This is a genomic window from Variovorax sp. Soil_C_12, assembly GCF_057657375.1.
In genome coordinates, this window is the sequence record NZ_JBDGIO010000026.1 from 1 (window position 1) to 22,839 (window position 22,839).

The following is a 22,839-nucleotide window of genomic DNA, read 5'->3' on the forward strand; positions in this document are numbered from 1 at the left end:
CCGCGTTCGTTTACGTGGGAACGTAGGCTGTCAGCTCTCCGCCTGTGACTCAAGGACGCGGTTCATTGACCGCATACGCTTAATCCGAGGGGGAGGCCCCTTTCATTCGATTACCCCGTTTAGAGCGAGGCAGCTTCCATGACGGATCGATGCACGGTGGTAGCCAACCCACGAATATCAGTCTGATCCATCGTCGCAGCAGCAGACTTGTGCCGCATCACCCCAGCCGTTTGCCAATGAACATCAACTTGACGAGAGCGACCATATCAGTCCTCCGACTCGTTGCGGACCTCCACTGATCTCGATCCAGCCGCAAAGCTGCGATTGGCAGAGCGCTGGACGGCGGATAGCGCGCAGGCTTGCAGAACGCTTGGGTTGACATCGCGTTGGCTTGGCCGCGTGGCGCCGTGCTCGGACGCTGCTTTCAAGTTGCCGGCATCCTCCAGCGTTGCACGGCTGCGATCGCGTTGTCCAGCGAAGTCATGCACACCACCCCTTTTGGCGCGGCCAGCCTGTGCACACCCGCGCCACCAGCCCACAGCTCGGTTTTGTTGGACAGCGCCGCCCGCAATTGCTCCAGAAGCGCGGGAACCTGCCGCACGGGAAAGGCAGCCGAAAACGAGAGCGCGACGACATCGACCTGGTGCGCAGCCACGGCGTCGACGATCTCGAGCAGCGGCATTTGCGTGCCGAGCGGAATGCACTGCGCGCCCTCCAGCGAAAGCACGGCCTCGAGCATCAGAAGCCCCATCCCGTGCGATTCCTTCGGCAGGGTCGTGAGCAGCACCTTGGGCTCGCTCCCGCCCGGCACCGCCGCGATGGCTTGCCGAAGAACGCGCGCAGTGAGTTCGGTGAACAGATGTTCCTCGAACACCTGCAGCCTTCCCTGCTCCCAGGCCAAGCCGACTTGCACGGTCAACGGTGCGACTGTGTCCTGGACAAAAAGGCGTAGACCTTGGCGGGCCAGTCGCTGCTGCATGGCCTGCAGAAAGGCGGCGGCCTGGTGTTGGCGGATGAACACGAGCAGCTTGTCCAACCCGTCCGAGCCGGCACTGGCCTCGGCGGCCCTGCTGTCCTGGCAACTGGCCGCCAACGCTTCCAGTTCGCTGACAGACGCGCTCAGCAGCCTGCCCGGCCGGTGGCCTTGGTCCATCATCCGCTTGATGAGCCGCAGCCGAAGCACCTGCCCAGCGGGGTAGAGCCTTTCACCGTTGGCATCCCGGTCCGGCACCGGAAAGCCATAGCGCCGCTCCCACACCCGCAAGACGTCCTTGGACAGGCCAACGTCGCGCTCAACGGCAGCGATGGTGAACTCAGGTTCCGTTTTTGTCTTGGACAATTGCTTGACACCTTTGCGATCTCGCCGTATTCTACGCAATCACAAGGTTGTCTAGGACAACTTTGTGATGTCTCACCCTACCACCGACCTCCGAAGGAATCTCATGAAAAGCTTCATCGTCATCAGCACCCTTGCCTTGAGTGCAGTCGCTGTCCAGGCCAAGGACATCGTCGACACCGCCGTTGCCGCCGGCGACTTCAAGACTCTCGCCGCCGCGCTTGAAAAAGCCGGTCTGGTCGACACGCTGAAGGGCAAAGGCCCATTCACCGTGTTCGCGCCGACGGACGCGGCGTTCGCCAAGGTGCCAAAAAAGGATCTGGAGGCTCTCCTCGCCGACAAGTCCAAACTTGCCGCCGTCCTGACCTACCACGTCGTTCCCGGCAGCGTTATGGCCAAGGACGTACAGGCGGGCAAGGTCAAGACCGTACAGGGCAGCGATCTGACCGTCTCCACCAGCGGAGGCGTCAAGGTGGACGGCGCTAATGTCACCAAGGCGGACATCGTTGCCGACAACGGCGTCATCCACGTGATCGATAGCGTGGTGCTGCCCAAGTAAACGGCCCCCGACGCCCAACCGGGATGCAAGCAGAGGGGTCTGTTGTTGTAGACCCCCGTGTCCCGATGCCGACACCAGCCCGTACGGTGTTATCACATCCTGTTCTCAACGAGTCTTCCGTCATGTCTGTCACAACCTCATCTACCGCTTCTCTCTCCTCCCGCTCCGACAACATCAGCAGCCTCGGTCCAGTTGCCTGGCTGTCGCTGGTCCTGATGATCGTCGGCTCTCTCAACTGGGGCTTGGTCAGCGTCGCGAACTTCGACCTCGTCGCGGCCATCTTCGGCCAGGGGTCGATCCTCAGGCGCATCGTATATGGGCTGGTCGGATTGGCCGGCCTCTACGGCATCGCACTCGCGCTGCGCCTGGCGCGCCGCACGATGTAGGCGCCCCAACTAGAAGGCGAGAACGAACATGTCTCAGATCAACACGCGAGCTCTACGTCGACGAGCTGAGGGATCTCTGGTCGGCGAACGACCAGATGGCGCGTGCGCTCAAGAAGATCTCTCCTCAGGCCACGAACGCCAAGCTGAAAGTTCTTGTGGACAGCTGCCGGCGAGCATTGAGCGGCGCACCCGAATCCTTCAGAGACTGATCGAAGCCCAGGGCGAGGAAGTTTGAGTCGCTTGATTCGCGAGTAGGGGAATCACAACTTGAAGCAGCGCCGAGGGCCAAGACGGCATTGCGGCACCTGGGCTGCGCGGTGCGCAGCGCGGCAAGCAGCAGTCAAGGCGCTGCAATGCGTTCAGGGCCTTGCAAGCCGCCGTTGTCTCGCGAACTCCAGGCTCACTACACAGACACCGAGCCATGACAGTCCCGAGAGCAGGCCGGCCGCCACGTCGCTCGCAAAATGCACTCGCAGGAACACGCGGCTGCAGGCGGTGGTCACGACCAGGGCCACCGCGAGCATCGCCGCAGCCGGATGCCAGCGGGCGGGCAGCACGCGCAGCAGGACGTAGAGCAGCATACCGTAGGCCACCATCGCACCCGAGCTGTGCCCGCTCGGAAAGCTCAGGCCTGTGGCCTGAGCCAGTGCAGAGTCGTGCAGCGGCCGCGCGCGCTCGAACACTTGCTTGAGCAGCGGATTCAGCACGGCATTGCCCGCCAGCGCGACCAGCCAACCGAGCGCGAGCAGGCGCTCCCTCTTGCGCCAGAGCCACGACGCCACTATCGCACCGAGTAAGGCCAGCACCAGCGGTTCGCCGAAATGCGTGAGCAGGCCGAAAGCACGGAGCGCGCCTGCGGGCGTGTGCTGGGCGATTGCATCGGCGAGTACCTGGTCGGCATGGCCCATCGTGCGGCCCGGGCCGAGCTGAGCGGCGATGGACGCGAACAGGCTCGCGGTGCAGAGGACCAGTGCAAAGCCGGCCGCGAGGGCGACGAGCAGGCGCGCCAAGGTGGGGACGCTGGCAGTCTCGGGCCGTGTGCGCCGCGCATCGCGCCTGCGCACCAGCACGGCGACCAGGCCGGCTGCCAGCATGGCCACCAGCAGTCCGGCCAAGAAGGCGGCCAGCGCATGCTGACCCAGAAGCTGCGCGAAGCCGATCAGCGGCGACGTCTCAACCGGCATGGTTGGACGCCGGCGCCTCGGCCAGCGTGAGCGTGTGGGTGGTCGCGATGCGGAAGCGCGCCGCGTCTGCTGTGCAATCCCAGCGCTCGACCACGCAATGGCGCGAGAGGCGGTCCGCGCACCGGATCAGGTTGACCGAGTTCGGCGCCCCGCGGCGCACCCGCGTCGAGACCGCCGTGCCGGCCTGCACCGCCCACAGCGGACGCGCGCAACCGGGAAAGGCCTCGTGCAGCGGCCGCACGAAAGGCAGGTGGATGTGCCCGCCGAGCACCAGGTCCGCCCCTGCCGTGGCCCAGCGCCGCACCGCAGCATCGCGCCCATGCAGGCGGTTCGACGCATCCTCGGGCAGCGTCACCGCCAGCGGCTGGTGCACGACGACCACGCGCAGCTGTTGCGCCGTTGCAGCCGCCAGGCGCGCGGCCACGCGCTCCATCTGCGCCGCCGAGACCTCGCCGTCCTCGTGGCGGTACCAGCGCGTGGTATTGACCGCTATCACCAGGCAGTGCGCGGACTCGAACACCGGCTCCAGCTCCGGCCCGAAGGCTTCGCGGTAGCGGCAGTAAGGGTCCAGGAGACGCGTGCCGAGTGCGAACAGCGGAATGTCGTGGTTGCCCGGGATCGCCAGCACGGCCGGCGCGCCGAGTCGATCGACGAAGGCCCGCGCGGCACGGAACTGGACCCGCGTGGCGCGCTGGGTGATATCGCCTGACAGCACCACCAGGTCGGGCCGCTGCGCGAGCACCAGCTGCTCGAGGGCCTGCATCACCGGTGCCTGCTCGGTACCGAAGTGGGGATCGGAGATCTGCAGCAGCACGCTCATTGGCGCATGGCCTCCAACTCCGGCGCCACCGCCGGGCGCACCAGCCACAGTGGCTCGGGGGAGACGCGGAAATGGAGCGGCATCTCGAGCCAGCCGATTTCGCCGTCCGTCGCCACCTTCACGCGGCGGCGGCTGCGCATCGGCCGCACCCTCATCGACTCGAAGCTGAAGCTCAGCACGCCGTCGGCCTCGCCGAGACGGCCCTGCGCACCGCGCGCCAAGAGTCCCAGCATCGCGAACACGCCCACGGGCTTGAGGGCCACGGCGGCCAACTGCCCGCGCTCCGGAGCGTCGGCTTCGGGCAGGCCAACTTGGTGCAGTTGCAGCGCATTGTTGGCAACGAACAGCGTCTGGGCGCGGATGTCGCGCTCCTGTCCGTGCCATGCCATGTGCAGGTACCACGGCCGATGACCGCTCAAGGCGGTGAGCAGGCCCGACCAGATGGCCACCCAGCGACGCCGCCCGTACTGCGCCTTGAAGGCCTCGCGGTCCTCCAGCAGCTTGGCATAGAGGCCGAGGCTCGCGTTGACCAGGAACACCCGGTCGTTGACCAGGCCGACCTGCACGGCGCGCGGCGACTCGTTCAGCAACACCTGCAGCGCCTCGCCGGTGTCGGCCGGAATGCCGTGCGTGCGGCTGAAATAGTTGAAGGTGCCTTGCGGCAGCACGCCGAATGCGCAGCCGCTGCCCAGCGTCGCCTGCGCGACCGCGTTGATCGTGCCGTCGCCGCCGGCGGCTACCACGATGCCTTGCAACGCGCGGGCGCTCTCGACCGCGTCGCGTGCGCAGGCCTGCAGGCGGCCGGGCCGGTCGACCTGGTAGATGCGATGTTCGCGGCCAGCCGCGGCGCAGCCGGCCTCGATGCTCCCTCGTGCATCAGCAGCCGCGCCCTTGCCAGAACCGGCGTTCAGCACGATGAGCAGTGGCGGGCGGTGGGCAATGGCGAGTGGGGTCATTGACGACGGGTAAGGGGCGCGCAGTTCCAGGCGGGTCGGCCGCGTTTTGGATGAGCTGGTACCATCAATCCCCACCTCCAGCGCGCCGCCAACAAGCTTGGAAGACGGAATCAACTATGTCACGGGCAGCAGTGATGGGCACCGAGCGAGGTGGGCGGCCGCCCTGCGCGCGGCAAAGAGTTCACGAGCCCGGGCAACCTGTTCGACACGACATTTCGGCAGCCGAACAGCCGATGGAGCCTCACACGAAGCGCGAGAGGACCGTGCGGAGGATGCGAGAGTTCGACATCCTCGGTTGGTGGGCCGAGAAGGACGCCGAGTGCACGCTGGTACTGGGCGTCATGGAGCCCATATTCGTGCCGGACCTGCTCCTCGAGCTTCTTCTCGCCGCCGGTGAAGTTGAGCGCGATCAGACCCACGCAAGAGATCGTTACGCCGTTGCGCCCGTCAGCTCCGCCATCAGCTCTTCCTTCCGCGCCGCGAGCTGCTCGCGCATGCCGGCCAGGTCGAGGCCGCGTGCAGCGCGCGCCTTGACGAAGATCTCGTTGCGCTCTTCCTTGACGTGATGGTCAATGTATTCGCCGAGCACGATGACCTTGGCGTCGAACATGTCGTCCACATCGGCTGCTTCCTCGATTTGAGCAATCAGGTCCTTGGCGCTCGCGTGCTCGACCTCGGCTTCATCGAGCAGGTCGGTCTCCTTGATGGCTTCGCGCAGCGCCGGATAGAAGATCTCTTCCTCGATCTGCGCGTGGACGCTCAGCTCCGTGCAGATCAGATTGGCGAGGTCGCGCTTCTTCTGCGAGGCGCCTGCCGCCTTGGACTTCGTGAGCTCCTCGAAGGCCTTGAACATCTTCTTGACGTTGCGGTGGTCGGCATCGAGCAGGCTGCATGCGTCTGGCTCTGCGCGCTTCGTGGCGGTAGTGGGCATCGTGGGCTCCGGGTGACGGGTTGGGGGATTTGCAGAGTGCGGCGCGCGTTGTTCCGCCTTCGTAGGATGTCATCGCGTGCTGCTGGCGGTGAAGCTGCTTGCGTTTCCCGAGCCTCGCTCGCCCTCCAGTCTGGCCACCGCCATTGACGCAATGCCCATCAACGCGAGGTATGTCTTAAGACATGAAGTGAGCCAGCGACGTCGATGGAAGCCTTTGTCGTCCTACGACTGCCGCACGCCATGAAGCATCTGATGCATTTCATCATGTGCCCCAACCTTCAAGCAGCACTGCCGTCGAGCGTGCCATGATCAGCATTGGAATCGCGGACGATCATCCCATGGTTCGGCGCGGCCTGCGCGACTTGTTGCTCGACCGTGAAGACTTCACTGTGGCCTGGGAGGCCCGCGATGGAAGCGAAGCAGTCGAGCTGTTGCGTCACACGAAGGTGGACGTCTTGATCATGGATGTGAACATGCCAGGTCGCAGTGGTGTCGACGCCTTGGCCAAGATCCGCGTCTGCGCGCCGAAAGTCGCGGTTTTGATCTACTCGGCTTATCCGCAGGAGCAGTATGCAGCATTGCTGGTCCAGTTCGGCGCAAGAGGGTTCCTGAACAAGGATGGCGACCCGATGGAAGTGATATGGGCCAGCCGCGAACTTGCCCTCGGCCGTCACTACCTCACCCCGGCTGTGGCGGAACTGTTCGTGGACCACTTGGCCGGCAAGCCCCGCGCCCCCCACAACTTCCTGTCGGAGCGGGAGCTCCAGGTGTTTCTCAGGCTTGCCAATGGCAAGAGACCCTGCACCATTGCGTCGGAGCTTTCGCTTTCCATCAAGACCGTGAGCACGTATCGAGCGCGCGTGATGACAAAGCTCTGCCTGTCATCCACGAGTGACTTGACGTACTACGCGCTGAAGCATCAGTTGCTGAACTGATCCCCGGACCTTGGCGCCGGCGACCTATCGCACCCTCCCTCTCCAAGTTGCGATCGTCGGCGTCTGCTCGCAGGGGCTGGCCTCCCGGGAGCGGACATCGCTTCCCGAGAGTTGTGTCCAGTGGACTGCGCGTAGAGCCTGCCGGAAGATTCAGCACATGCACGTGCTCATGTATGCGCCTGCTGCGCCGCAATGGCACAAGCAGACTGGCGTCGCGCGCCGGGCTGGCCTACAGTGGCCTTTCAGCACCACGAGGAACTGCCAAATGCCGATCCGTACTGCGTCATTGACCAAGAAGATCTCGGCCAACGGCCAAGCGCTGCATCGCGCGATGATGCGCCGGATGGAAGCTGGTGGGGCGGACAAAGAGCCGTCCGAAGCCGAGTCCGTCCTGATCGAGGAGCGCCGGCTGCTCAAGGAGGAGCGGGACAGGCGCAAGGCGCAGGCGCTGCAACCCAGGCCGAGCGCCCTCGACCGGCTGATGCGAACGCATCATCCCCAGGCCAAGGACAAGAAGGTCAGGAAGGAAACGCAGGACGTCAATGAAACCCAGAAACCCAAGCCGCGCAGAACGCGCGCCGAGAAGCACGCGGAGAAGGCAGCGGCGCTGGACGCCGCGCGCAGGTCGCCGAAGAAGCCGGCGAAGTGACCCAGGTGGCCTCTTCCTGAGGAGAGACGGCAATCCAACGGAGGGGCAGCGCGCTCCTGTGGCTCGGTGAAGCTCATTGCGATGGCGAGCCGATCAGCTTCGTTGTATGCCCCGGTGCGGCATCCCACGCACTGGCACTCGACCACGAATCCCGGGCCTTGTGCCGGCGGCGGGTTGGCTTGCCGATCCTGGGGCTTCACAGCCCACCGTCTCGTCACGAGCGGCGTTGCCCGCTTAGACGGCTGGACCAATGCGCTGCCGCAGCACCATTGTTGAACCGGCACTCGACCTGCGCAAGGGGCGGCTTGTAGGGATCCATGACTTGAGCCAGCGCACGCGCAATCACTACGCGCGGCGTGCGCAATCGAGGTCTGCGACCCGCGCATTCGGGTGGGCGAGAAAGAACCGCAGCATCTCGGCGCTCGCATCCGCGCCTGCCGGGTTGGTATAGCTTCCCGTCGCACTGCCGCCCGACCACGCATGGCCGGCCCCGTGGAGCTGCCAGTATTCGGCACTGCTGCGGCCGGGCTCGGCTTCATGAACTGTGCGCGTGTAGCGCTGGCCCTTCGCCGAGCGACCTTGGACAATGCACGGCGCAGGCACATCGCGCGCCGCGCTTCCTCCTGCGCCCCTGCGTGCGGCCTCCACGATGGCATCGCCATTGCTGGCGTGGACCGTGTGGTCGGCATCGCCATGAAACACGATCACAGGAGGCACTTCGGCGTCAACGCGCTGCGAAGCAGCGCCGCCGCTGCGCATCACAGACAGTGCCGACATCACATCGCTGGCGGCGCCGCTGGGCAGCCCGGAATGCACTCCGACAGCGGCGAAGATGTCGGGATAGCAACGCCCGACGATGTCTGCCATTGCGCCCCCTGCCGACAGTCCTGCCACGTAGACGCGCGCGGCGTCGACGTTGAATTTGGCCGTGACCGACTGGGTCAGCGCGGCAAGGACGGCCGGTTCCCCACGCCCCCGATGCTGGTGCTGCGGCTTGAACCAGTTCCAGCATTTCTGGGCGTTCGCATGTTGGGTTTGTTCGGGATAGAGCACCAGCACGCCGAGTTCACGGGCTAGCGTATTCATCTGCGTGCCGGCGGCAAAGTCGGCGGCACCCTGCGTGCATCCATGCAGCATTAACACCAGCGGTCGTGCCGGGGCCGGGGTTGCGCCAGCCACCGGTGGCGGCACGTAGAGCTTGTAGGCAAGCGTGCGACCCTGATGAGTGAAGCTGCCATCGATCCACTGCTCCCCGTCCAGTCCTGGAACGGCTGGCGACGGCCCGACGTAGTGGATGTCCCCTTCAACCCCCACTTCAGGCGACAGAAAGGCAGGGTTCGAACCCGCTGGCTTGAACTTGCGTCCCATGAAGCCCTTGAGTCGTTCCAGGAACGCGCCGGCGCGACCGCTCTTCGGAGTAGGCGCGGCGGGCGAAGCAACAGGCGCGGTGGCCGTGTCCTTGGTGCCGAACACCTCAGGGGCGTCGCCCCGCAGAGCGCGCTGGATGGCGAGCGTGGCTGCCTGGAGTTGCCCGGCGTGTGTGAGCTGGGTGGCCTCGGTCATCAGGCGTTGGAAAAGATCGGTCATTGGGGCTTTCTTGGGTTTGTTTAGTGAATGCGCCCGGCAAGGGCAGTTTTGACGGCGCTGCTTGCGTGCAGGGCACCGAGTACCGTGATCGATTCGATGGCGGCAAGCGCGAGTTCAGGGGTGACGTCCGGGCTGATGCTGGCCAGTCCGAGCACGCGAATCTGCAATTTCTGGCCAGCCGCCTTGACGGCTTGGAGATCGGCCGCCGTGAATTGCTGCAGTCCCAATACCAGCATCTTGCGGGCGACCACTTGCTTGAGCGCCTCGCCGTGCGTGGCCAACTGGTTGCGGATCGCCGTGCGAATGAAGTCGGTGCGGTTCGCATAGAAGCGCTCGGCGACGAGCAAGTCGATGTGGCCGAGGTCGACGAAGCCGAGGTTGATGGTGATCTTTTCGGATTCGGGAACCGGCTTGGTGGGGACAAGAGTGAGCTTTGAAGGCATGCGCCATCTTAACACCATCCATGTGGATGGTGCTGGGATGATATTTTGCCGGGGTGCCCGGGTCGCGAATTCAACCAGCGTGTCCGGCACGGTCAGCCAAGGACCGAAGCGCCGTACGCGCTGGCGGGGCCGCCCCCAGCTTGTGGGATAAGGCTGTGGATAAGCGGTGCTCTTTCTGTGGGTTCGAGCCGCAGGATCATGCTGTCGGCCGCGTTCCTAAGCCATTGCGTTCGGCTGGCGAGAAAGTTGCCCATTTGAACCGCGGCAAGCGATACCGCAGGGGCCAGGCCATCGTCTGCTGACGCGCTTAAGGCACGAATTGGTCGGGGACGCATGGAACTGCTCGCTCACCACTGCTTCGGCCTGGCTCGGCACTGCAGCACGAGCGAGGTGAAGAGGCACCGCGATGCGCCTGCGCGGCCACGTCACCCCGCGCACGGCGCTACGGTCTTGTGCAGCGGCAATCAATTGCCAGAAGGAGTCGGCGCAAACGCCGCGGGATCACCGTGCTCTCTTGCCGGCCACTGGAACGCTCTTTTGAAACGCAGTACAAAGGAATTACTCGCTCCAAGCCTGGAGCTGCACCCGCAGAGGCCTTCAGAGCTTCACCATGATCAGGAACACGTTAGAGCGAACAAATTCGAGTTCACGGGACGGGATGTGGAAGCGGAATGCGATGAGGTTGATCCAGATTGTCGCGTCGCCGCATGCGGATTTCAGCCAGGGCGGGGTGCGTAAATGTCGGGTCGCCCTGGTGAGTCCCCTACGTGATGGCGCCAATGCGATCGAGGTCCTGGGCGAAGAAGCGCGAGCCTTTATCGACGACTGGATCGACGCCACCTCACGGGTTATCGGAAGATCTCACGCTCGGTCATTTGAAGCCGGGCATTCGCATGTTTGCTGCTGGGCGCAAAGTCCCAGACGTAAAGCCCGCCCGACGTGGGCATGCGTTGGTTGATGCAGCGATGTACCGTGAGGTAGTGAGGTGGCTACAGGATGGGCGGCAAAGTAGTCGACCAAGGCCACACCCGCCATGCGCAGCGGCGGGCCGATGAGTACCCGGAATCATGTCCTTGTCGATGGTGTTGTTCAACAATTGCCATGCCGAACATGTCGCTCTCAGCCGCTGTGACGGCGAAGCAGTCGTCCCACCCGAGCAGTCGACGATTCCAACCCGCACCTGCTGGAACGATTCCAAGATCGTATGGCCGCTTGGGGTCCCCAGGAAGGTGAAACTTCATCCGACCGGCGTCGACGACCCGGCCGTCCTAGGTAGGCCAGTGGAAGACGCACAGCCGCGAAATGTTGCGTGACGTCGATCATCCAGGCGCTCATCAACGAACTCTCCTTCTCGCACAAAGCCAGTGCCCGCAAGCGCTTCAGCGCAATCATTCTCTCCGGACCGTGCCGCAGACCCCTGATTCAGAGCTGGCACCATCGGTGCTTCTGGCTTGAAAGGGGCTTGGGCCGCGGGCGCGGCCGGATCACCGAGACCAAAAAAAGTCGCGAGCACGCTGCCGCGGGAAGCGCCTTGGCGCATCGCGATCAGCCCCTTGAACGGTGCACAGTTGTAGAAGTCGGTGAAAGCGTGTTCCCATTGTCTTCGTGGAGTCACGGTTAGTCCTGGATGCCTGCTTTAGCAAGCGCTGGCTGGGCTAAGCCAGTAGACTCACCCGATGAATGCGGTTGAAGACGCGGACAAACGACAGACACTGCGCTGCGTCTCGGGCGTTCTGATTGGCGTGAACATCGGCATCTCGGACGCTGCTGCTCAGGCCCCTTCAAAACTGCCGCTGATCGGTATCCTGAACCCAGGCCCCGCCCATTCCACGAATCCTTGGATACCTGCCTTCAAGCAAGCGCTGGCCGGGCTGGGTTGGACCGAGGGACGCACCGTCGCGTTTGAGGTGCGCTACGCCGACCATCGCTCCGATCTCATGGCGGGCTTGGCCCGCGAGGTGATCGGGCTCAAACCGGACCTCATCTTCACTTACGGTTCAATCGCCATGGTTCGTATCGTCGCCGAGGCCACGGCGACGATTCCGGTCGTTGTCGGCGTGACCGGCGAATTGGTGGGGGCGGGGCTTGCGAGAAGTTTGGCGCGACCTGGTGGCAATGTGACGGGCATGACGCTGATGTCTGCGGAGGCGAACGCCAAGCGACTCGAAGTCATGAGGGATGCGCTGCCCTCGACCCGGCGCGTCGGGGCGGTGAATGAATTTGCAACGACAACGGCGTTTGACGAAGCCTTCGTCGCAACCACGCGCACGCTGGGCCTTCAGCTTCAAGTCGTGAGGGTCGCAGCGCCCAGCGAAATTTCGGGGGCAATTGCCACGCTGAAGAAGCAGGGGGCTGATGCCCTGTTCATGATGGACGGGCCGATGCTGGCCCAAGCTGCGCCGGAAGTGACGGCGCTGGCACTCAAATTCCGCTTGCCAAGCATCGCCCAGTCACCAGGGTTTGCGGAGGCGGGAGGATTGCTGCAGTTCGGCGCCGACATCGTCGAGCTGATTCGCAGTTCAGCCCGTCACGTCGACAGGATCCTCCGCGGCGCCAAACCCGAAGACCTGCCTATCGAGCAGCCGACGAAATTCGAGCTGGTGGTGAACCTCAATACGGCCAAGGCTCTCGGACTGAAAATTCCGCCCGCTGTGTTGGCCCGCGCAGACCGTATCGTTGAGTAGTCGGGATCAACCCAAGCGCGATTGCGGCCACAGCGTAGAGTCCCTTCATGCTGCGTTTCTCCCCGCGGACCCGCGGCGGGCGCTTGCGCCGTCTAAAGTTGAAACTAACATCGGCGGTGCGCGGTCGATGCAATGACTGCGCTGAGTCGAGGAGTGGCGTCGGCAGTTCGCCTACAGCATCGGCACTCATCGTCGCCTCATGGCCGGGCCTCCGCTGCGGTCGGCGAGGGCCTGCAGCTTGGTCTTGACCATCGCCTCGCACCCGGCCGTTGCCATGGTGCTCAGCTACGCGCGGTCGTTACTCTCGTTGGCGACCTCGTGCGCCACGATCAGGTGATGCCTGGCGTCGACTGCGGCTGCACGAGTTTGATTCTTTGACAAATCACACCTCACCGCCCAAACTGGAGACGACTGAGGGAGCTGTCGCATGAACTCACTGCTTTCCCCGATGTCAAGGCGCCGCCTTTTGCAACGTTCGGCGGGCGTCATGGCGGCCAATGGTCTTCTTTGCGCCCTCGGCGCCCTGGCGAACCGTAATGCGATGGCCGCCATCGGCAAGCAGACGGCGTCCGCGCCATCACCGTATGGCCCGATCGCCCCCGTGCTCGATGACAGCACGGGCCTGCCGCTGCTGGCATTGCCAGAAGGCTTCGAATACAAGTCGTATGGCTGGGCTGGCGACCCGATGGCCGATCTTCACCCAACACCCGACAGCCACGACGGCATGGGCGTCGTCAGGACGATGCGAGATGCTATCGAGTCGTTGACCCAGGGTGGGCGACACGATCTCGGGTCGTTGATTGTGCGCAACCACGAACGGGGTCTGGTTGCGACCGAGGCGGACATGATCCGCGCCATATCCATGTACTCCACAACCCTTGTCGACGGCATCATCACCGTCTTCTATGGGACAACGCCGATCCGCATCGGTGCGGGCCCGACATTCGTCCTGGACCCTTCTCTCCCCGACCCGCCACGATTCGTCGGCTATGCGGGCGGCGGCACCACGAACCTGCGCTTTCTTGGTAACAACTGGGTCTCGTCGACCTCGTCGCTCGGTGGCACGCTGGGCAACTGCGCCGGGGGGGCCACCACCTGGGGCAGTTGGCTCAGCTGCGAGGAGACGATCTTCGACTTTTCATTGATCAATGGCAAAAAGCACGGCTACGTGTTCGAGGCGGCGGCCGACCCAGAGAGATCAATCGCAACGCCAATCGTTGATATGGGTCGTTTCGTTCACGAGGCGGTCGCTCTCGACCCGGCAACAGGCGATGTTTACGAGACCGAGGACAATCGCAATCTGTCGGCGCTGTATAGATTCAGGCCGCTCAACACGGGCCGTCAAGTTGGCGACCTGCAGCGGGGCGGCACCCTGCAGGCGGCGCGCATTGCCTCTATCGTGCGACAGGCGCGTCCAAGCACGCTGGCCCAAGCCAACGACACCGCGCTGCTGAACCCCGACATCGGTGATGAGTACGTCGTCGAGTGGGTCAAGATCGCGGATCCCGACGCGGACCCTGTCGTCGTTGTCGGCCAACCTGGCATCGGGCCGTTCGGCCTGAGTGCCGGGCCGACATATCAGGCTCTGTCGAACGGCTGTGCGCGGATGAGCCGCTGCGAAGGGGTCGCGTATTCGGACGATCGGATTTTCATCGTCGATACGTCGGCGGGCCTTGACGCTAACGGCCAGCCGGGCCGCGGCGAGGGCGCCGTATGGGAACTGCACCTTCGCACGATGCACCTTCGTGCGGTGTTCGTCAGTGGCAGTCAGACTGCGGGAAACAATCCCGACAACACCACCGTCAGCCCGCGCGGCGGTCTGATGTTGTGCGAAGACGGTGGCTTCGGTGACAGCGGCTCGCGCCTGCTTGGTCTCAATGGAGCTGGCGAGGCCTACGTCTTTTGCCGCAACAATGTGCAGTTAAGTGCAGATCAGATTGCCGCTGCCGGCAAGATCGTGGCTCCTGGCGACTATCGTGGCATCGAGTTCGCTGGGGCGTGCTTCGACCGGAGGGGGTTGGCGCTGTTCGTTGGCATCCTTCGGCCGGGCATCACGTTCGCAATCAATGGACCCTGGAAGCGCGGCAATCTCTGAGGCGTAAGCGCGCAGGGCCAGTTGGTTCGGGTGCTTCACCCGTATCCGAATCAGCACTTAGCGTCCTGACTCAAGACAGAAGGCGTAACCGCCGCGTCTAGCGCAATAAACGATCCTGCTAGCGGAATAGGCGCTCCTCAACAGCCGCTATCCCTCCTGGAGCGCGGTCGCCTGGGCGCCGCTTCGCACTCTAGGCAGTCGCACCAAGCCTTTGTCGGCTCCGCAGGGCAAACACGGCGATGGACAAGACATGTGCGGCGACGATCACCAGGCCAAGCGCGGTCATGGGTGAAAGCCCGCCGAGCTTGGTGACTACCATCGCGCCCAGCGCGGCACCCACCATCTGCACGAAGCCCAGCATGGCCGATGCGGCGCCTGCCTTGGCGGCGAAGGGCGAGAGCGCGAGGGCGGTTCCCAGCGGGTTGGCGATGCCCATCCCGAAGAGGAAAACGCATAGCGCCGTGGTGAATGCGACGAGGCTGCCCGGAGCCCGACCCGCAGCGACCCATACCAGCGCGCCGCCGGCCAGCGCGAGCGCCAGGCCGAACTGCAAAGTCCGCTGCGGTCCCCAGCGCCCGGACAGCCGGGGCACGAGCAGCCCGGCCGCAAACACGACAGGAACGGTCGCCGCGAAGAACAGACCCAGTTGCAGCGAGCTCAGGCCCAGCGCGCCGATCAGCACCGCCGGCGCGGCAGCAAAAAAGCCATAGAGGGCGCCCGTGGCGCAGCCCACCACGATCGCCGGCCGGATAAAACGCGCGTCGCACGCCAGGCTGGTGTAGGCCGAGAAGATCGGTCCGAGCGACAGGCTCGCGCGCTGGGACACGGCGTGGGTTTCCGGCAGCCGCCACGCATACCAGACGGCAAGCAGCACGCCGACCACGCCCACAGTCACGAAGGTCAGGCGCCAGCCGATGATCTGCTCCGTCACGCTGCCCAGCAACGGCGAAAAGCCGGGCGCCGCGGCCATCGCCACGATCACCATGGCCAGCACCCGCGAAAGCGTCTCGCCATCGAACAGGTCTCGTGCGATAGCGCGCGCGAGCACCGAGGCGGCACACACGCCCGCTGCCTGGACCCCCCGGCCCAGCACGAGGGTGCCGAAGTTGGGCGCCAGCGCGCACATCACCCCGCCCGCCGCGAACAGCAGCAGGCCCCCGATGACCAGCTTGCGTCGGCCGAACCGGTCCGACATCGGGCCGACGATCAGCTGGCCGACCGCGAACACGATGAAGAAGACGCTCAGCGTGAGCCCGAGCTGCGCATCGGACACGCCGAGGCTCGCCCGGATGGCCGGGAACGACGGCAGGATGATGTTGGTCGACAGCGCGCCGATGGCCGCGAGGGCGGCCAACAGCGACACGATGCCGCGCGTGGGCTGCCCCCGACCTGCCCCAGGCAGTTCGGCAGTGGTGGTGGCTGCGTTCATTGGGGCACCCGTAGGCGCAGGGCGCGCGTCCCGAGTGCGGCGCCAGTCACCGCGTCGATGGCTGTCGGCTGGATCTCGGTGTCGGTCTCGGCGTCCAGGAACTGCGTCATCGGGCCGCCACCGCGATGCTTCTTGCCCCAGGCGGCGATCATGAGCAATACCGGCAGGGAATCCCTGCCCGCATCGGTCAGAACGTACTCGTCGCGCGGAGGCCGTTCGGAGTAGACCTTCCTATCGAGCAATCCCTCCTGCGTGAGCGTGGCCAAGCGTTTGGTCAGCATTGTCGGCGCGATGCCCAGCCTTTTCTTGAACTGGTCGAAGCGCGTCACGCCCACGTTGGCATCCCGCAGGATGAGGATCGTCCACGCGTCGCCCAGCACGGCCAGGCTGCGCTCGATCGGGCAGGTGGGCGCGGCATCTTTGTCGGTGTTCATATCGTTTTGATATTGACTTGGTACTCATTCGATACTAACCAGCGATCCGCGGTTCGTCTAGCCACGGCCGTGAGGACGCCGCCCGCGTCGACGCAATCCCGCACCCAGATCAAGTCCAGGCCCATCCACACGCCCGAGCCGAAGTTCAGCAACCCAGTCGGCAAGATGACCGGCATGATTCTTTTCCTGGAGAGTTCCCTGCCCAATGTCTTCGAGGGCTCGATTCCCAAGAGCGTGAGGAGGGCCTAAGCGCGGGCTTCAAGACACTGACACATCGACACTCGCCTCTTCCACACAAAAGACATTCCGAACCATGAAGTACTACCTCTGCAAATTCATCCCGCCGCGCACGGATTTCCTGGCCACGATGTCCGCCGACGAAAAGAGGTGGATGGGCGAGCACGGCCAGTACCTGAACGACCTGCTGGCCCAGGGCGTGGTGGTTGCCCACGGGCCGGTGATGGACCCGGCGGGTGGCTACGGCGTTTCGCTTTTCCAGATCGACGACGCGCAGGACATCGCGGCTCTCACCTCCCAGGACCCGATCGTGAGGAATGGCGTGGGGCATTACGAACACTTCAAGATGCCGAGCCTGAAGGCGCGCGGTTGACGCCGGACCGCCGTCGCAGTGGGCGGCGATCGAGTCGATCGCCCCCAAGATCGGTTGCACGGCACTGCTGCCTGCGCGAGTCTTGCGTGATGGTCAGTTGCTGGCGCAGGTGCAGCGCGTGTACGACCAACCTGCGGGTCTACGGCGCCGAAAGGTCTGGCGCCAACTCAGGCGCGAGGGCACGGGCGTCGCGCGCTGCACCGTGGAGCGGTTGATGCGCCGGCTCGGACTGAGCGGCGCGCGCCGCGGCAAAGCTGTGCGCACCACCGTGCCCGATGCCAAGGCGGCATGCCCACTGGACCGTATGAACCGGCAGTTCGGCCGAACCAGTTGTGGCTGGCGGACTTCACCTCTGTCTCGACCTGGCAGGGCTTCGTCTACATGGCCTTGTTGGCGGCGGTGTAGAGCCGCCTCTATTCGGTGGCGAGGACGCGGGTTTGCTGGCAGCAGAGTGAACACCAATGCACGAGGGCCGCGCGTGGGGCCCTCTTGCATTGGAGCGGGCGTTGTTCAGAAGGGGGCGTTCGGGTCGAACTCGGGCAACGGCAATTGCGGCGCGAGTTGGTCACGCGAGGCCTGCTGAACGGCGGACCCATACACCGACCACAGCTGCTCGCGCAGCGCGTGCAGGCACTCGAAGACCGCCAGCGCTTGTTCGGGCGTCCAGTGCGCCGGCAGCGGCGCCGGTTCGTCGTGGGGGGATGTCACCGCTTGCTCCTGCCGCTCTTGGCCGAGCGCTGCGTGGCGTGCGCGGCCAGCCGCTCCTGCGCTTCCCTGGCGCGGTAGGACTCGCCCTCGATGCATACGACCTCGGCGCGGTGCATGAGGCGGTCCACGAGCGAGACGAGGCATGCGGCATTGGGGAACACCTCACCCCAGTCGACGAATGCCTTGTTGGTCGTCACCACCGTGCTCTTGTGCTGGTAGCGGCGGCTGACGAGTTCGAACAGCAGATCGGCATGGCGGTTGGAGGACGAGAGGTATCCCACCTCGTCGATGAGCAAGGTGTCCGGCGCGGCGTAGTGGCGCAGCCGCCGACGCAGCGTCGAGTCGCTGTCCAGAGCGGCGAGGTCGCCCAGCAATTGCCCCGAACCGCGCCCGGTGCCCGCCCCGCTGTCGAACTCCCGGCTGCCGATCAGCGGTCGCGCGCGAGCTTCGTCGGGGTACACGCGCCTGAGCGTAGCGGTAATCTGCGGAGGCAATGCAGCACCTTACACGGGATGCGGTGTTGCACTTCAGATTCGAGGCCGCCCAGCCCATCGCGCGCTCCGTCGGCGGCCTCCTTGCCGACCCGTTCAGCCGACGGCAGCACTCTGCGGCCGTAGCTCCTTGCGCAGGATCTTGCCCACGGCGGATTTCGGCAACGCCTCGACGAACGTGATGTGGCGCGGCACCTTGTATGGCGCAAGCAGTTTGCGGCAATGCGCTTCGAGTTCTTCCGCCTGGAGCCCCGGTGCGCGGCGCACGACGAAGAGGTGGGGCACCTCCGCCGATCGCTCGTCCGGCACCCCGATGCACGCGCATTCGATCACGTCCGCATGCATGGCCGCCACGCCCTCGATCTCGTTCGGATAGACGTTGAAGCCGGAGACCAGGATCATGTCCTTCTTGCGGTCGACGATGTACATCAGGCCTTGCGCATCCATGGTGACGATGTCGCCGGTCTTGAACCAGCCCTCCGGCGTGAAAGACCTTCGCGTTTCCTCCTCACGGTTCCAGTAGCCCGCGAAGACCTGCGGGCCCTTGATCAGCAGTTCACCTGGCGTGCCGAGCGGCACCGGCTCGCCCGCGTCGTCGACGATCAGGACGTCGGTGGAGGGCACGGGTGCGCCGATCGAGCCATTGCGCCCCGGCGCATTGAAGGTGACGCTGGGCGATGTTTCAGTGAGCCCATAGGCCTCGGTGATGGACGGGCCTCCCACTGCCGCCCACTTGGCGGCGACGGCCGCCTGGATCGAGGCGCCGGCGCCGATGACCACGTTGCAGCGGGAGAAGTCGATGGTCGAGATCTCGGGCTGGGTCACCATGCCGTTGAACATCGTGTTGACGCCTATCAGCATGTCGAACGGCGCGCTGTGGAGTTCGGCGCAAAGCGCCTGGACGTCGCGCGGGTTGACCACCAGGCGGTTGTGGGCGCCGCTGGCAAGCGCCATCAATGTCGTGCCGAGCGGAAAGATGTGATAGAGCGGCAGCGGCGTTACGATCTCGAAGTTGTCGATGTCGAGCGCCAATGACAGCCATGAACGCATCTGCAGCGAGCTGGCCAGCACGCTGCGGTGCGTCAGGCACGCGCCCTTCGAAACGCCCGTGGTGCCGCCGGTGTACTGCAGGAAGGCCAGGTCGGAGGGAAGGACCTGCTCGCTCGCAAAGTCGGCGTCCGGGAGCGCGGAGGTGGCGTCGCGCAAGCTGACGATCCGCGTGGCGCCGTCCGCAACCCTTGCGTCCGGCGGGCCGCCCGTTGCGAAGAGCGCCGGCTTCACGTCTTTCATCGGAACCGTCATGACGTACCGAAGCTGCGTCTGGCCCATCACTTCGTCGACCAGGCCCATGAACGGCTCGGCAGCCACCAGCGCGGACGCCCCCGAATCAGCCAGCTGGTATTGCAGTTCCCGCGCCGTGTAGAGCGGATTCATGGTCACGCCCACCATGCCAGCGCGCAGGATGGCCGCCAGCGCCACCGGGTAGACGAGATTGTTGTGTAGCAGCAGGGCCACCCTGTCGCCCCGCTTGAGGCCGGCCGCCTGCATCGATCGCGCGAGCAGCGCCGACGCATGCTCGACCTGCGCGAAGGTCAGGGATTCTCCGGAGCAGGTGACGGCCGTCCTGGCACTGTGCTTCGTGAGCGCGCGTTCTAGCAAGGTGACGAGGGTTTCACTGTCGTCCAGGACGATCTCGCGGGGAAGGCCTGCGGGGTAGGAGGCATGCCAGGGTCGGTGTTCCATGAGTTTTCCTCGTGCGGTTGGCGGCGGCTCAGGACAGGGCTTCGCGAACGAAGTCCATGCGGTCCTGCCCGAAGAACATCTGGTCGCCGACGAAGAGCGTGGGTGCACCGAACACGCCGCGCTCGACCGCTTCCTGCGTCGTGGCCTTCAGCGCGGCCTTGGTCTCGGCGTCCTGCGCCAGGCGCTCGATGTCGGCGGGATCGAATCCGCCCTCGGCCAGGATGCGGGCCGTGAGCTGCGCATCGTTCAGGTTCAACGCGTCGATCCACAGCGCCTTGAACACGCAGCCCAGCAGCTGCTGCAGCAGCTCCGGGCGGCGCAGCTGGATCCCGGTGACCGCGCGCATGAGGAACAGCGTGATGACCGGGAAGTGCGGATTGCCTTGAAAGGGAACGCCATAGCGGCGCGCATGGCGCTCGTAGTCCATCTGCGTATAGCGGCCCTTGACGGGGATGGTGGCCGGCGAGGCGTTCCCGGTGGCCTGGTAGACGCCGCCGAGCAGCATCGGCCGGTACACGAGGTCGGCGCCGTGGCTGGCGCACAGGGCGGGTAGCTGCGTCCACGCGAGGTAGGAAGACGGGCTGCCGACATCGAAGAAAAAATCAACCGACTTGCGCATTCAGGGCTCCTTTAAGTAAACGAACGTTTGATGAACGGAAGCTATGTGATTAATGGAGGCGCGTCAACGGGGTTTCACTGGACTTCTTTCCTTATTGACAAACGAGCGTTCAGTGATTAACGTTCGATGACTTAACGGTCGTTGTTTAAAGGAGAACGCATGGACAAACCAGCCAACCACCGCGGTGTGGCTCTCGTCGTCGGCGCCGGTGACGCCACAGGCAGCGCCATTGGCGCGCGCTTTGCCCGCGAGGGTTACGCCGCGTGCCTGACGCGGCGCTCGGCCGACAAGCTCGAACCGGCCATCGAGCGCATCCGTGCGGCCGGCGGCCAGGCGTTCGGCTACGGCAGCGATGCGCGCAAGGAGGAAGATGTGGTCGCCCTCATCGACCAGATCGAGAAGGAGCGCGGCCCCATCGAGGTGATGGTGTTCAACATCGGCGCCAACGTGCCCAGCAGCATCCTGGAGGAGACAGGGCGCAAGTACATGAAGATCTGGGAGATGGCCACCTTCAGCGCGTTCCTGAATGCGCGCGAGGTCGCCCGCAGGATGGTCGCGAGAGGGCGCGGCACGATTCTCTTCACCGGCGCAACGGCCGGCATCCGGGGCTCCGCCAATTTTGCGGCCTTTGCGGGCGCCAAGCACGCGCTGCGCGCACTCGCTCAGAGCATGGCGCGCGAACTCGGCCCGCGCGGCATTCACGTGGCCCACATCGTGGTCGACGGCGCGATCGACACAGAGTTCATCCGCAGCAACTTCCCCGAACGCTACGCGCTGAAAGAGCAGGGCGGCATCCTGAACCCCGAGCACATCGCGGAGAACTACTGGTACCTGCACACCCAGCCTCGAGACGCCTGGACCTTCGAGATGGACCTTCGTCCCTACATGGAAACCTGGTGAACGACACATGAAAACACGCATCACAGAACTCTTCGGCATCCGCCACCCGATCATCCAGGGCGGCATGCACTATGTCGGCTTTGCCGAGCTGGCCGCCGCCGTGTCCAACGCCGGCGGGCTCGGGCTCATCACGGGCCTCACGCAACGGACGCCCGAGCTCCTGGCCAAGGAAATCCGCCGCTGCCGCGAGATGACGGACCAGCCCTTCGGCGTGAACCTCACGTTCCTGCCGACCCTGTCCTCGCCGCCATACCCGGAGTACATCGCAGCCATTGCCGAAGGCGGCGTTCGCATCGTCGAGACGGCGGGACGCAGCCCCGAGGCCTACATGCCCGCGCTCAAGAAGGCCGGCATCAAGGTGATCCACAAGTGCACATCCGTGCGCCACGCACTCAAGGCCGAAGCGATCGGATGCGACGCCGTGAGCGTGGACGGATTCGAGTGCGGCGGCCACCCGGGCGAGGACGACCTGCCGAACATGATCCTGCTGCCCCGCGCCGCCGAGGAGCTGAAGATCCCGTTCGTGGCCTCCGGCGGCATGGCCGACGCGCGCAGCCTGGTGGCGGCGCTGGCGCTGGGCGCGGAGGGAATGAACATGGGCACCCGCTTCGTCGCGACCCAGGAAGCGCCGATCCACCAGAACGTGAAGGACGCCATCGTGGCGGCCACCGAGCTCGACACGCGGCTCGTGATGCGAGGGCTGCGCAACACCGAGCGCGTGCTGACCAATTCATCCGTCGAGCAGCTCATCAGGATCGAGAAGGAAAAGGGCGCCGACCTCAAGTTCGAAGACATCATCGACCAGGTGGCGGGCGTCTACCCGCGCGTGATGTTGCAAGGCGAGATGGATGCCGGCGCCTGGAGCTGCGGCATGGTGGTCGGCCTGATCAACGACATTCCGACCGTGCAGGAGCTGATCGATCGCATCATGGACGAGGCCGAGCAGCTGATCGCGCAGCGGCTCGCCGGGTTCCTGGAGCCTGCACTGGCCTAGCCTTGGACATCCGCCGGCTCGCTGCGAAGCGGGCCGGCGACTTGCACCCTCTAGGCCAGATAGCGATCGCGCAGCATCTTCTTGTAGAGCTTGCCGGTTGCGTGCCGGGGAAAGTCAGACTCGAAATCGATGCTCCTGGGCACCTTGAGCGGACCGAGCAGCTCGCGGCAGCGGGCCTTCAGCGCCTGGACCATGGCGGGGCCCGTGAAATCCGAATGCGCCGGCTGGATGACCGCCTTGATCTCTTCGCCGTACTCGTCGTTCGGCACCCCGAAGACCGCGGCATCGGCGACACGGGGGTCCTGCAGCAGCACGTCCTCGATCTCTTGCGGGTAGATGTTGACGC

General features: G+C 64.9%; 24 protein-coding genes and 2 pseudogenes. 10 read left to right on the top strand and 16 right to left on the bottom strand.

Annotated elements, in window-relative coordinates:
* Positions 1 to 424: 424 nt before the first annotated feature.
* Complete coding sequence (locus AC3A6X_RS34880; protein WP_487846448.1) at positions 425 to 1,339, bottom strand: MerR family transcriptional regulator; 915 nt, start codon at positions 1,337 to 1,339, stop codon at positions 425 to 427.
* Between the two features lie 103 nt (positions 1,340 to 1,442).
* Here AC3A6X_RS34880 and AC3A6X_RS34885 point away from each other — a divergent pair, with 103 nt between their 5' ends.
* Positions 1,443 to 1,895: a fasciclin domain-containing protein gene (locus AC3A6X_RS34885; RefSeq protein ID WP_487846449.1), complete on the top strand. Its 453-nt coding sequence runs from the start codon at positions 1,443 to 1,445 to the stop codon at positions 1,893 to 1,895.
* 122 nt (positions 1,896 to 2,017) lie between these two features.
* Positions 2,018 to 2,281, top strand: coding sequence for a DUF378 domain-containing protein (locus AC3A6X_RS34890; RefSeq protein ID WP_487846450.1), 264 nt, complete (start codon positions 2,018 to 2,020; stop codon positions 2,279 to 2,281).
* A 359-nt stretch (positions 2,282 to 2,640) separates the two neighbouring features.
* On the opposite strand, the gene AC3A6X_RS34895 is transcribed toward AC3A6X_RS34890, so the two are convergent.
* The 5 genes from AC3A6X_RS34895 to AC3A6X_RS34915 all read right to left on the bottom strand — a co-directional run bounded on the left by AC3A6X_RS34895 (position 2,641) and on the right by AC3A6X_RS34915 (position 6,172).
* Positions 2,641 to 3,465, bottom strand: a complete 825-nt coding sequence (locus AC3A6X_RS34895) for a phosphatase PAP2 family protein (protein WP_487846451.1) — start codon at positions 3,463 to 3,465, stop codon at positions 2,641 to 2,643.
* Positions 3,455 to 4,285: a metallophosphoesterase family protein gene (locus AC3A6X_RS34900; RefSeq protein WP_487846452.1), complete on the bottom strand. Its 831-nt coding sequence runs from the start codon at positions 4,283 to 4,285 to the stop codon at positions 3,455 to 3,457. Before AC3A6X_RS34900 ends, AC3A6X_RS34895 begins: the two co-directional genes overlap by 11 nt.
* On the bottom strand, positions 4,282 to 5,241 hold the full coding sequence (locus tag AC3A6X_RS34905) for a diacylglycerol/lipid kinase family protein (RefSeq protein WP_487846453.1): 960 nt from the start codon (positions 5,239 to 5,241) through the stop codon (positions 4,282 to 4,284). Before AC3A6X_RS34905 ends, AC3A6X_RS34900 begins: the two co-directional genes overlap by 4 nt.
* 119 nt (positions 5,242 to 5,360) lie before the next feature.
* On the bottom strand, positions 5,361 to 5,660 hold the full coding sequence (locus AC3A6X_RS34910; RefSeq protein WP_487846454.1) for a hypothetical protein: 300 nt from the start codon (positions 5,658 to 5,660) through the stop codon (positions 5,361 to 5,363).
* 11 nt (positions 5,661 to 5,671) lie between these two features.
* A complete protein-coding gene (locus AC3A6X_RS34915) occupies positions 5,672 to 6,172 on the bottom strand; it encodes a hemerythrin domain-containing protein (RefSeq protein ID WP_487846455.1) in 501 nt (166 codons plus the stop codon).
* Positions 6,173 to 6,477: 305 nt separating this feature from the next.
* Here AC3A6X_RS34915 and AC3A6X_RS34920 point away from each other — a divergent pair, with 305 nt between their 5' ends.
* Both AC3A6X_RS34920 and AC3A6X_RS34925 read left to right on the top strand, forming a co-directional pair.
* Positions 6,478 to 7,107 carry a response regulator gene (locus tag AC3A6X_RS34920; protein WP_487846456.1) on the top strand — a complete coding sequence of 210 codons (630 nt, stop codon included), beginning with the start codon at positions 6,478 to 6,480 and terminating at the stop codon, positions 7,105 to 7,107.
* Positions 7,108 to 7,264: 157 nt separating this feature from the next.
* A complete protein-coding gene (locus AC3A6X_RS34925; RefSeq protein ID WP_487846457.1) occupies positions 7,265 to 7,756 on the top strand; it encodes a hypothetical protein in 492 nt (163 codons plus the stop codon).
* A 345-nt stretch (positions 7,757 to 8,101) separates the two neighbouring features.
* Here the strand turns inward: AC3A6X_RS34925 and AC3A6X_RS34930 are convergent, their stop codons facing one another.
* Together AC3A6X_RS34930 and AC3A6X_RS34935 are read right to left on the bottom strand one after the other, a co-directional pair.
* Positions 8,102 to 9,343 carry an extracellular catalytic domain type 1 short-chain-length polyhydroxyalkanoate depolymerase gene (locus tag AC3A6X_RS34930; RefSeq protein WP_487846458.1) on the bottom strand — a complete coding sequence of 414 codons (1,242 nt, stop codon included), beginning with the start codon at positions 9,341 to 9,343 and terminating at the stop codon, positions 8,102 to 8,104.
* 20 nt (positions 9,344 to 9,363) lie between these two features.
* Positions 9,364 to 9,786 (bottom strand): CopG family transcriptional regulator, encoded by a 423-nt coding sequence (locus AC3A6X_RS34935; RefSeq protein ID WP_487846459.1) that lies wholly within the window; start codon positions 9,784 to 9,786, stop codon positions 9,364 to 9,366.
* 1,676 nt (positions 9,787 to 11,462) lie between these two features.
* Here AC3A6X_RS34935 and AC3A6X_RS34940 point away from each other — a divergent pair.
* Together AC3A6X_RS34940 and AC3A6X_RS34945 are read left to right on the top strand one after the other, a co-directional pair.
* The gene (locus tag AC3A6X_RS34940) at positions 11,463 to 12,470 is read left to right on the top strand and encodes an ABC transporter substrate-binding protein (RefSeq protein WP_487846460.1); all 1,008 of its coding nucleotides are present in this window, start codon (positions 11,463 to 11,465) and stop codon (positions 12,468 to 12,470) included.
* A gap of 427 nt (positions 12,471 to 12,897) precedes the next feature.
* Positions 12,898 to 14,565 carry an alkaline phosphatase PhoX gene (locus AC3A6X_RS34945; RefSeq protein ID WP_487846461.1) on the top strand — a complete coding sequence of 556 codons (1,668 nt, stop codon included), beginning with the start codon at positions 12,898 to 12,900 and terminating at the stop codon, positions 14,563 to 14,565.
* A 190-nt stretch (positions 14,566 to 14,755) separates the two neighbouring features.
* Here AC3A6X_RS34945 and AC3A6X_RS34950 read toward each other — a convergent pair whose 3' ends face one another.
* The 3 genes from AC3A6X_RS34950 to AC3A6X_RS34960 are packed head-to-tail and all read right to left on the bottom strand — an operon-like array spanning position 14,756 to position 16,604.
* The gene (locus AC3A6X_RS34950; RefSeq protein ID WP_487846462.1) at positions 14,756 to 15,994 is read right to left on the bottom strand and encodes a Bcr/CflA family efflux MFS transporter; all 1,239 of its coding nucleotides are present in this window, start codon (positions 15,992 to 15,994) and stop codon (positions 14,756 to 14,758) included.
* Positions 15,991 to 16,428, bottom strand: a complete 438-nt coding sequence (locus AC3A6X_RS34955; protein WP_487846463.1) for a winged helix-turn-helix transcriptional regulator — start codon at positions 16,426 to 16,428, stop codon at positions 15,991 to 15,993. Before AC3A6X_RS34955 ends, AC3A6X_RS34950 begins: the two co-directional genes overlap by 4 nt.
* A complete protein-coding gene (locus AC3A6X_RS34960; protein WP_487846464.1) occupies positions 16,425 to 16,604 on the bottom strand; it encodes a hypothetical protein in 180 nt (59 codons plus the stop codon). Before AC3A6X_RS34960 ends, AC3A6X_RS34955 begins: the two co-directional genes overlap by 4 nt.
* A gap of 137 nt (positions 16,605 to 16,741) precedes the next feature.
* Between AC3A6X_RS34960 and AC3A6X_RS34965 the strand changes: the two genes are divergently transcribed.
* On the top strand, positions 16,742 to 17,038 hold the full coding sequence (locus AC3A6X_RS34965) for a YciI family protein (RefSeq protein WP_487846465.1): 297 nt from the start codon (positions 16,742 to 16,744) through the stop codon (positions 17,036 to 17,038).
* Positions 17,039 to 17,105: 67 nt separating this feature from the next.
* Positions 17,106 to 17,440 (top strand): annotated as a pseudogene (locus AC3A6X_RS34970) (IS3 family transposase); the annotation flags it as partial.
* Between the two features lie 108 nt (positions 17,441 to 17,548).
* Here AC3A6X_RS34970 and AC3A6X_RS34975 read toward each other — a convergent pair.
* From AC3A6X_RS34975 to AC3A6X_RS34990, 4 genes and pseudogenes are all read right to left on the bottom strand, one after another.
* Complete coding sequence (locus AC3A6X_RS34975) at positions 17,549 to 17,746, bottom strand: hypothetical protein (RefSeq protein WP_487846466.1); 198 nt, start codon at positions 17,744 to 17,746, stop codon at positions 17,549 to 17,551.
* Positions 17,743 to 18,129, bottom strand: a pseudogene (locus AC3A6X_RS34980) (ATP-binding protein); the annotation flags it as partial. The gene AC3A6X_RS34975 and the pseudogene AC3A6X_RS34980, both read right to left, overlap by 4 nt.
* A gap of 204 nt (positions 18,130 to 18,333) precedes the next feature.
* Entirely contained in the window at positions 18,334 to 20,088 is a 1,755-nt protein-coding gene (locus AC3A6X_RS34985; RefSeq protein WP_487846467.1) for an AMP-binding protein, read from the bottom strand.
* On the bottom strand, positions 20,009 to 20,599 hold the full coding sequence (locus AC3A6X_RS34990; RefSeq protein ID WP_487846468.1) for a 2-hydroxychromene-2-carboxylate isomerase: 591 nt from the start codon (positions 20,597 to 20,599) through the stop codon (positions 20,009 to 20,011). The genes AC3A6X_RS34985 and AC3A6X_RS34990 overlap by 80 nt, the downstream gene beginning before the upstream one ends.
* A gap of 159 nt (positions 20,600 to 20,758) precedes the next feature.
* On the opposite strand from AC3A6X_RS34990, the gene AC3A6X_RS34995 reads away from it, so the two are divergent.
* Positions 20,759 to 21,499, top strand: coding sequence for an SDR family oxidoreductase (locus AC3A6X_RS34995; protein WP_487846469.1), 741 nt, complete (start codon positions 20,759 to 20,761; stop codon positions 21,497 to 21,499).
* 7 nt (positions 21,500 to 21,506) lie between these two features.
* Positions 21,507 to 22,493 carry an NAD(P)H-dependent flavin oxidoreductase gene (locus AC3A6X_RS35000; protein ID WP_487846470.1) on the top strand — a complete coding sequence of 329 codons (987 nt, stop codon included), beginning with the start codon at positions 21,507 to 21,509 and terminating at the stop codon, positions 22,491 to 22,493.
* A gap of 50 nt (positions 22,494 to 22,543) precedes the next feature.
* Here AC3A6X_RS35000 and AC3A6X_RS35005 read toward each other — a convergent pair whose 3' ends face one another.
* Positions 22,544 to 22,807, bottom strand: a complete 264-nt coding sequence (locus AC3A6X_RS35005) for an AMP-binding enzyme (RefSeq protein WP_487846471.1) — start codon at positions 22,805 to 22,807, stop codon at positions 22,544 to 22,546.
* Between the last annotated feature and the right edge of the window lie 32 nt (positions 22,808 to 22,839).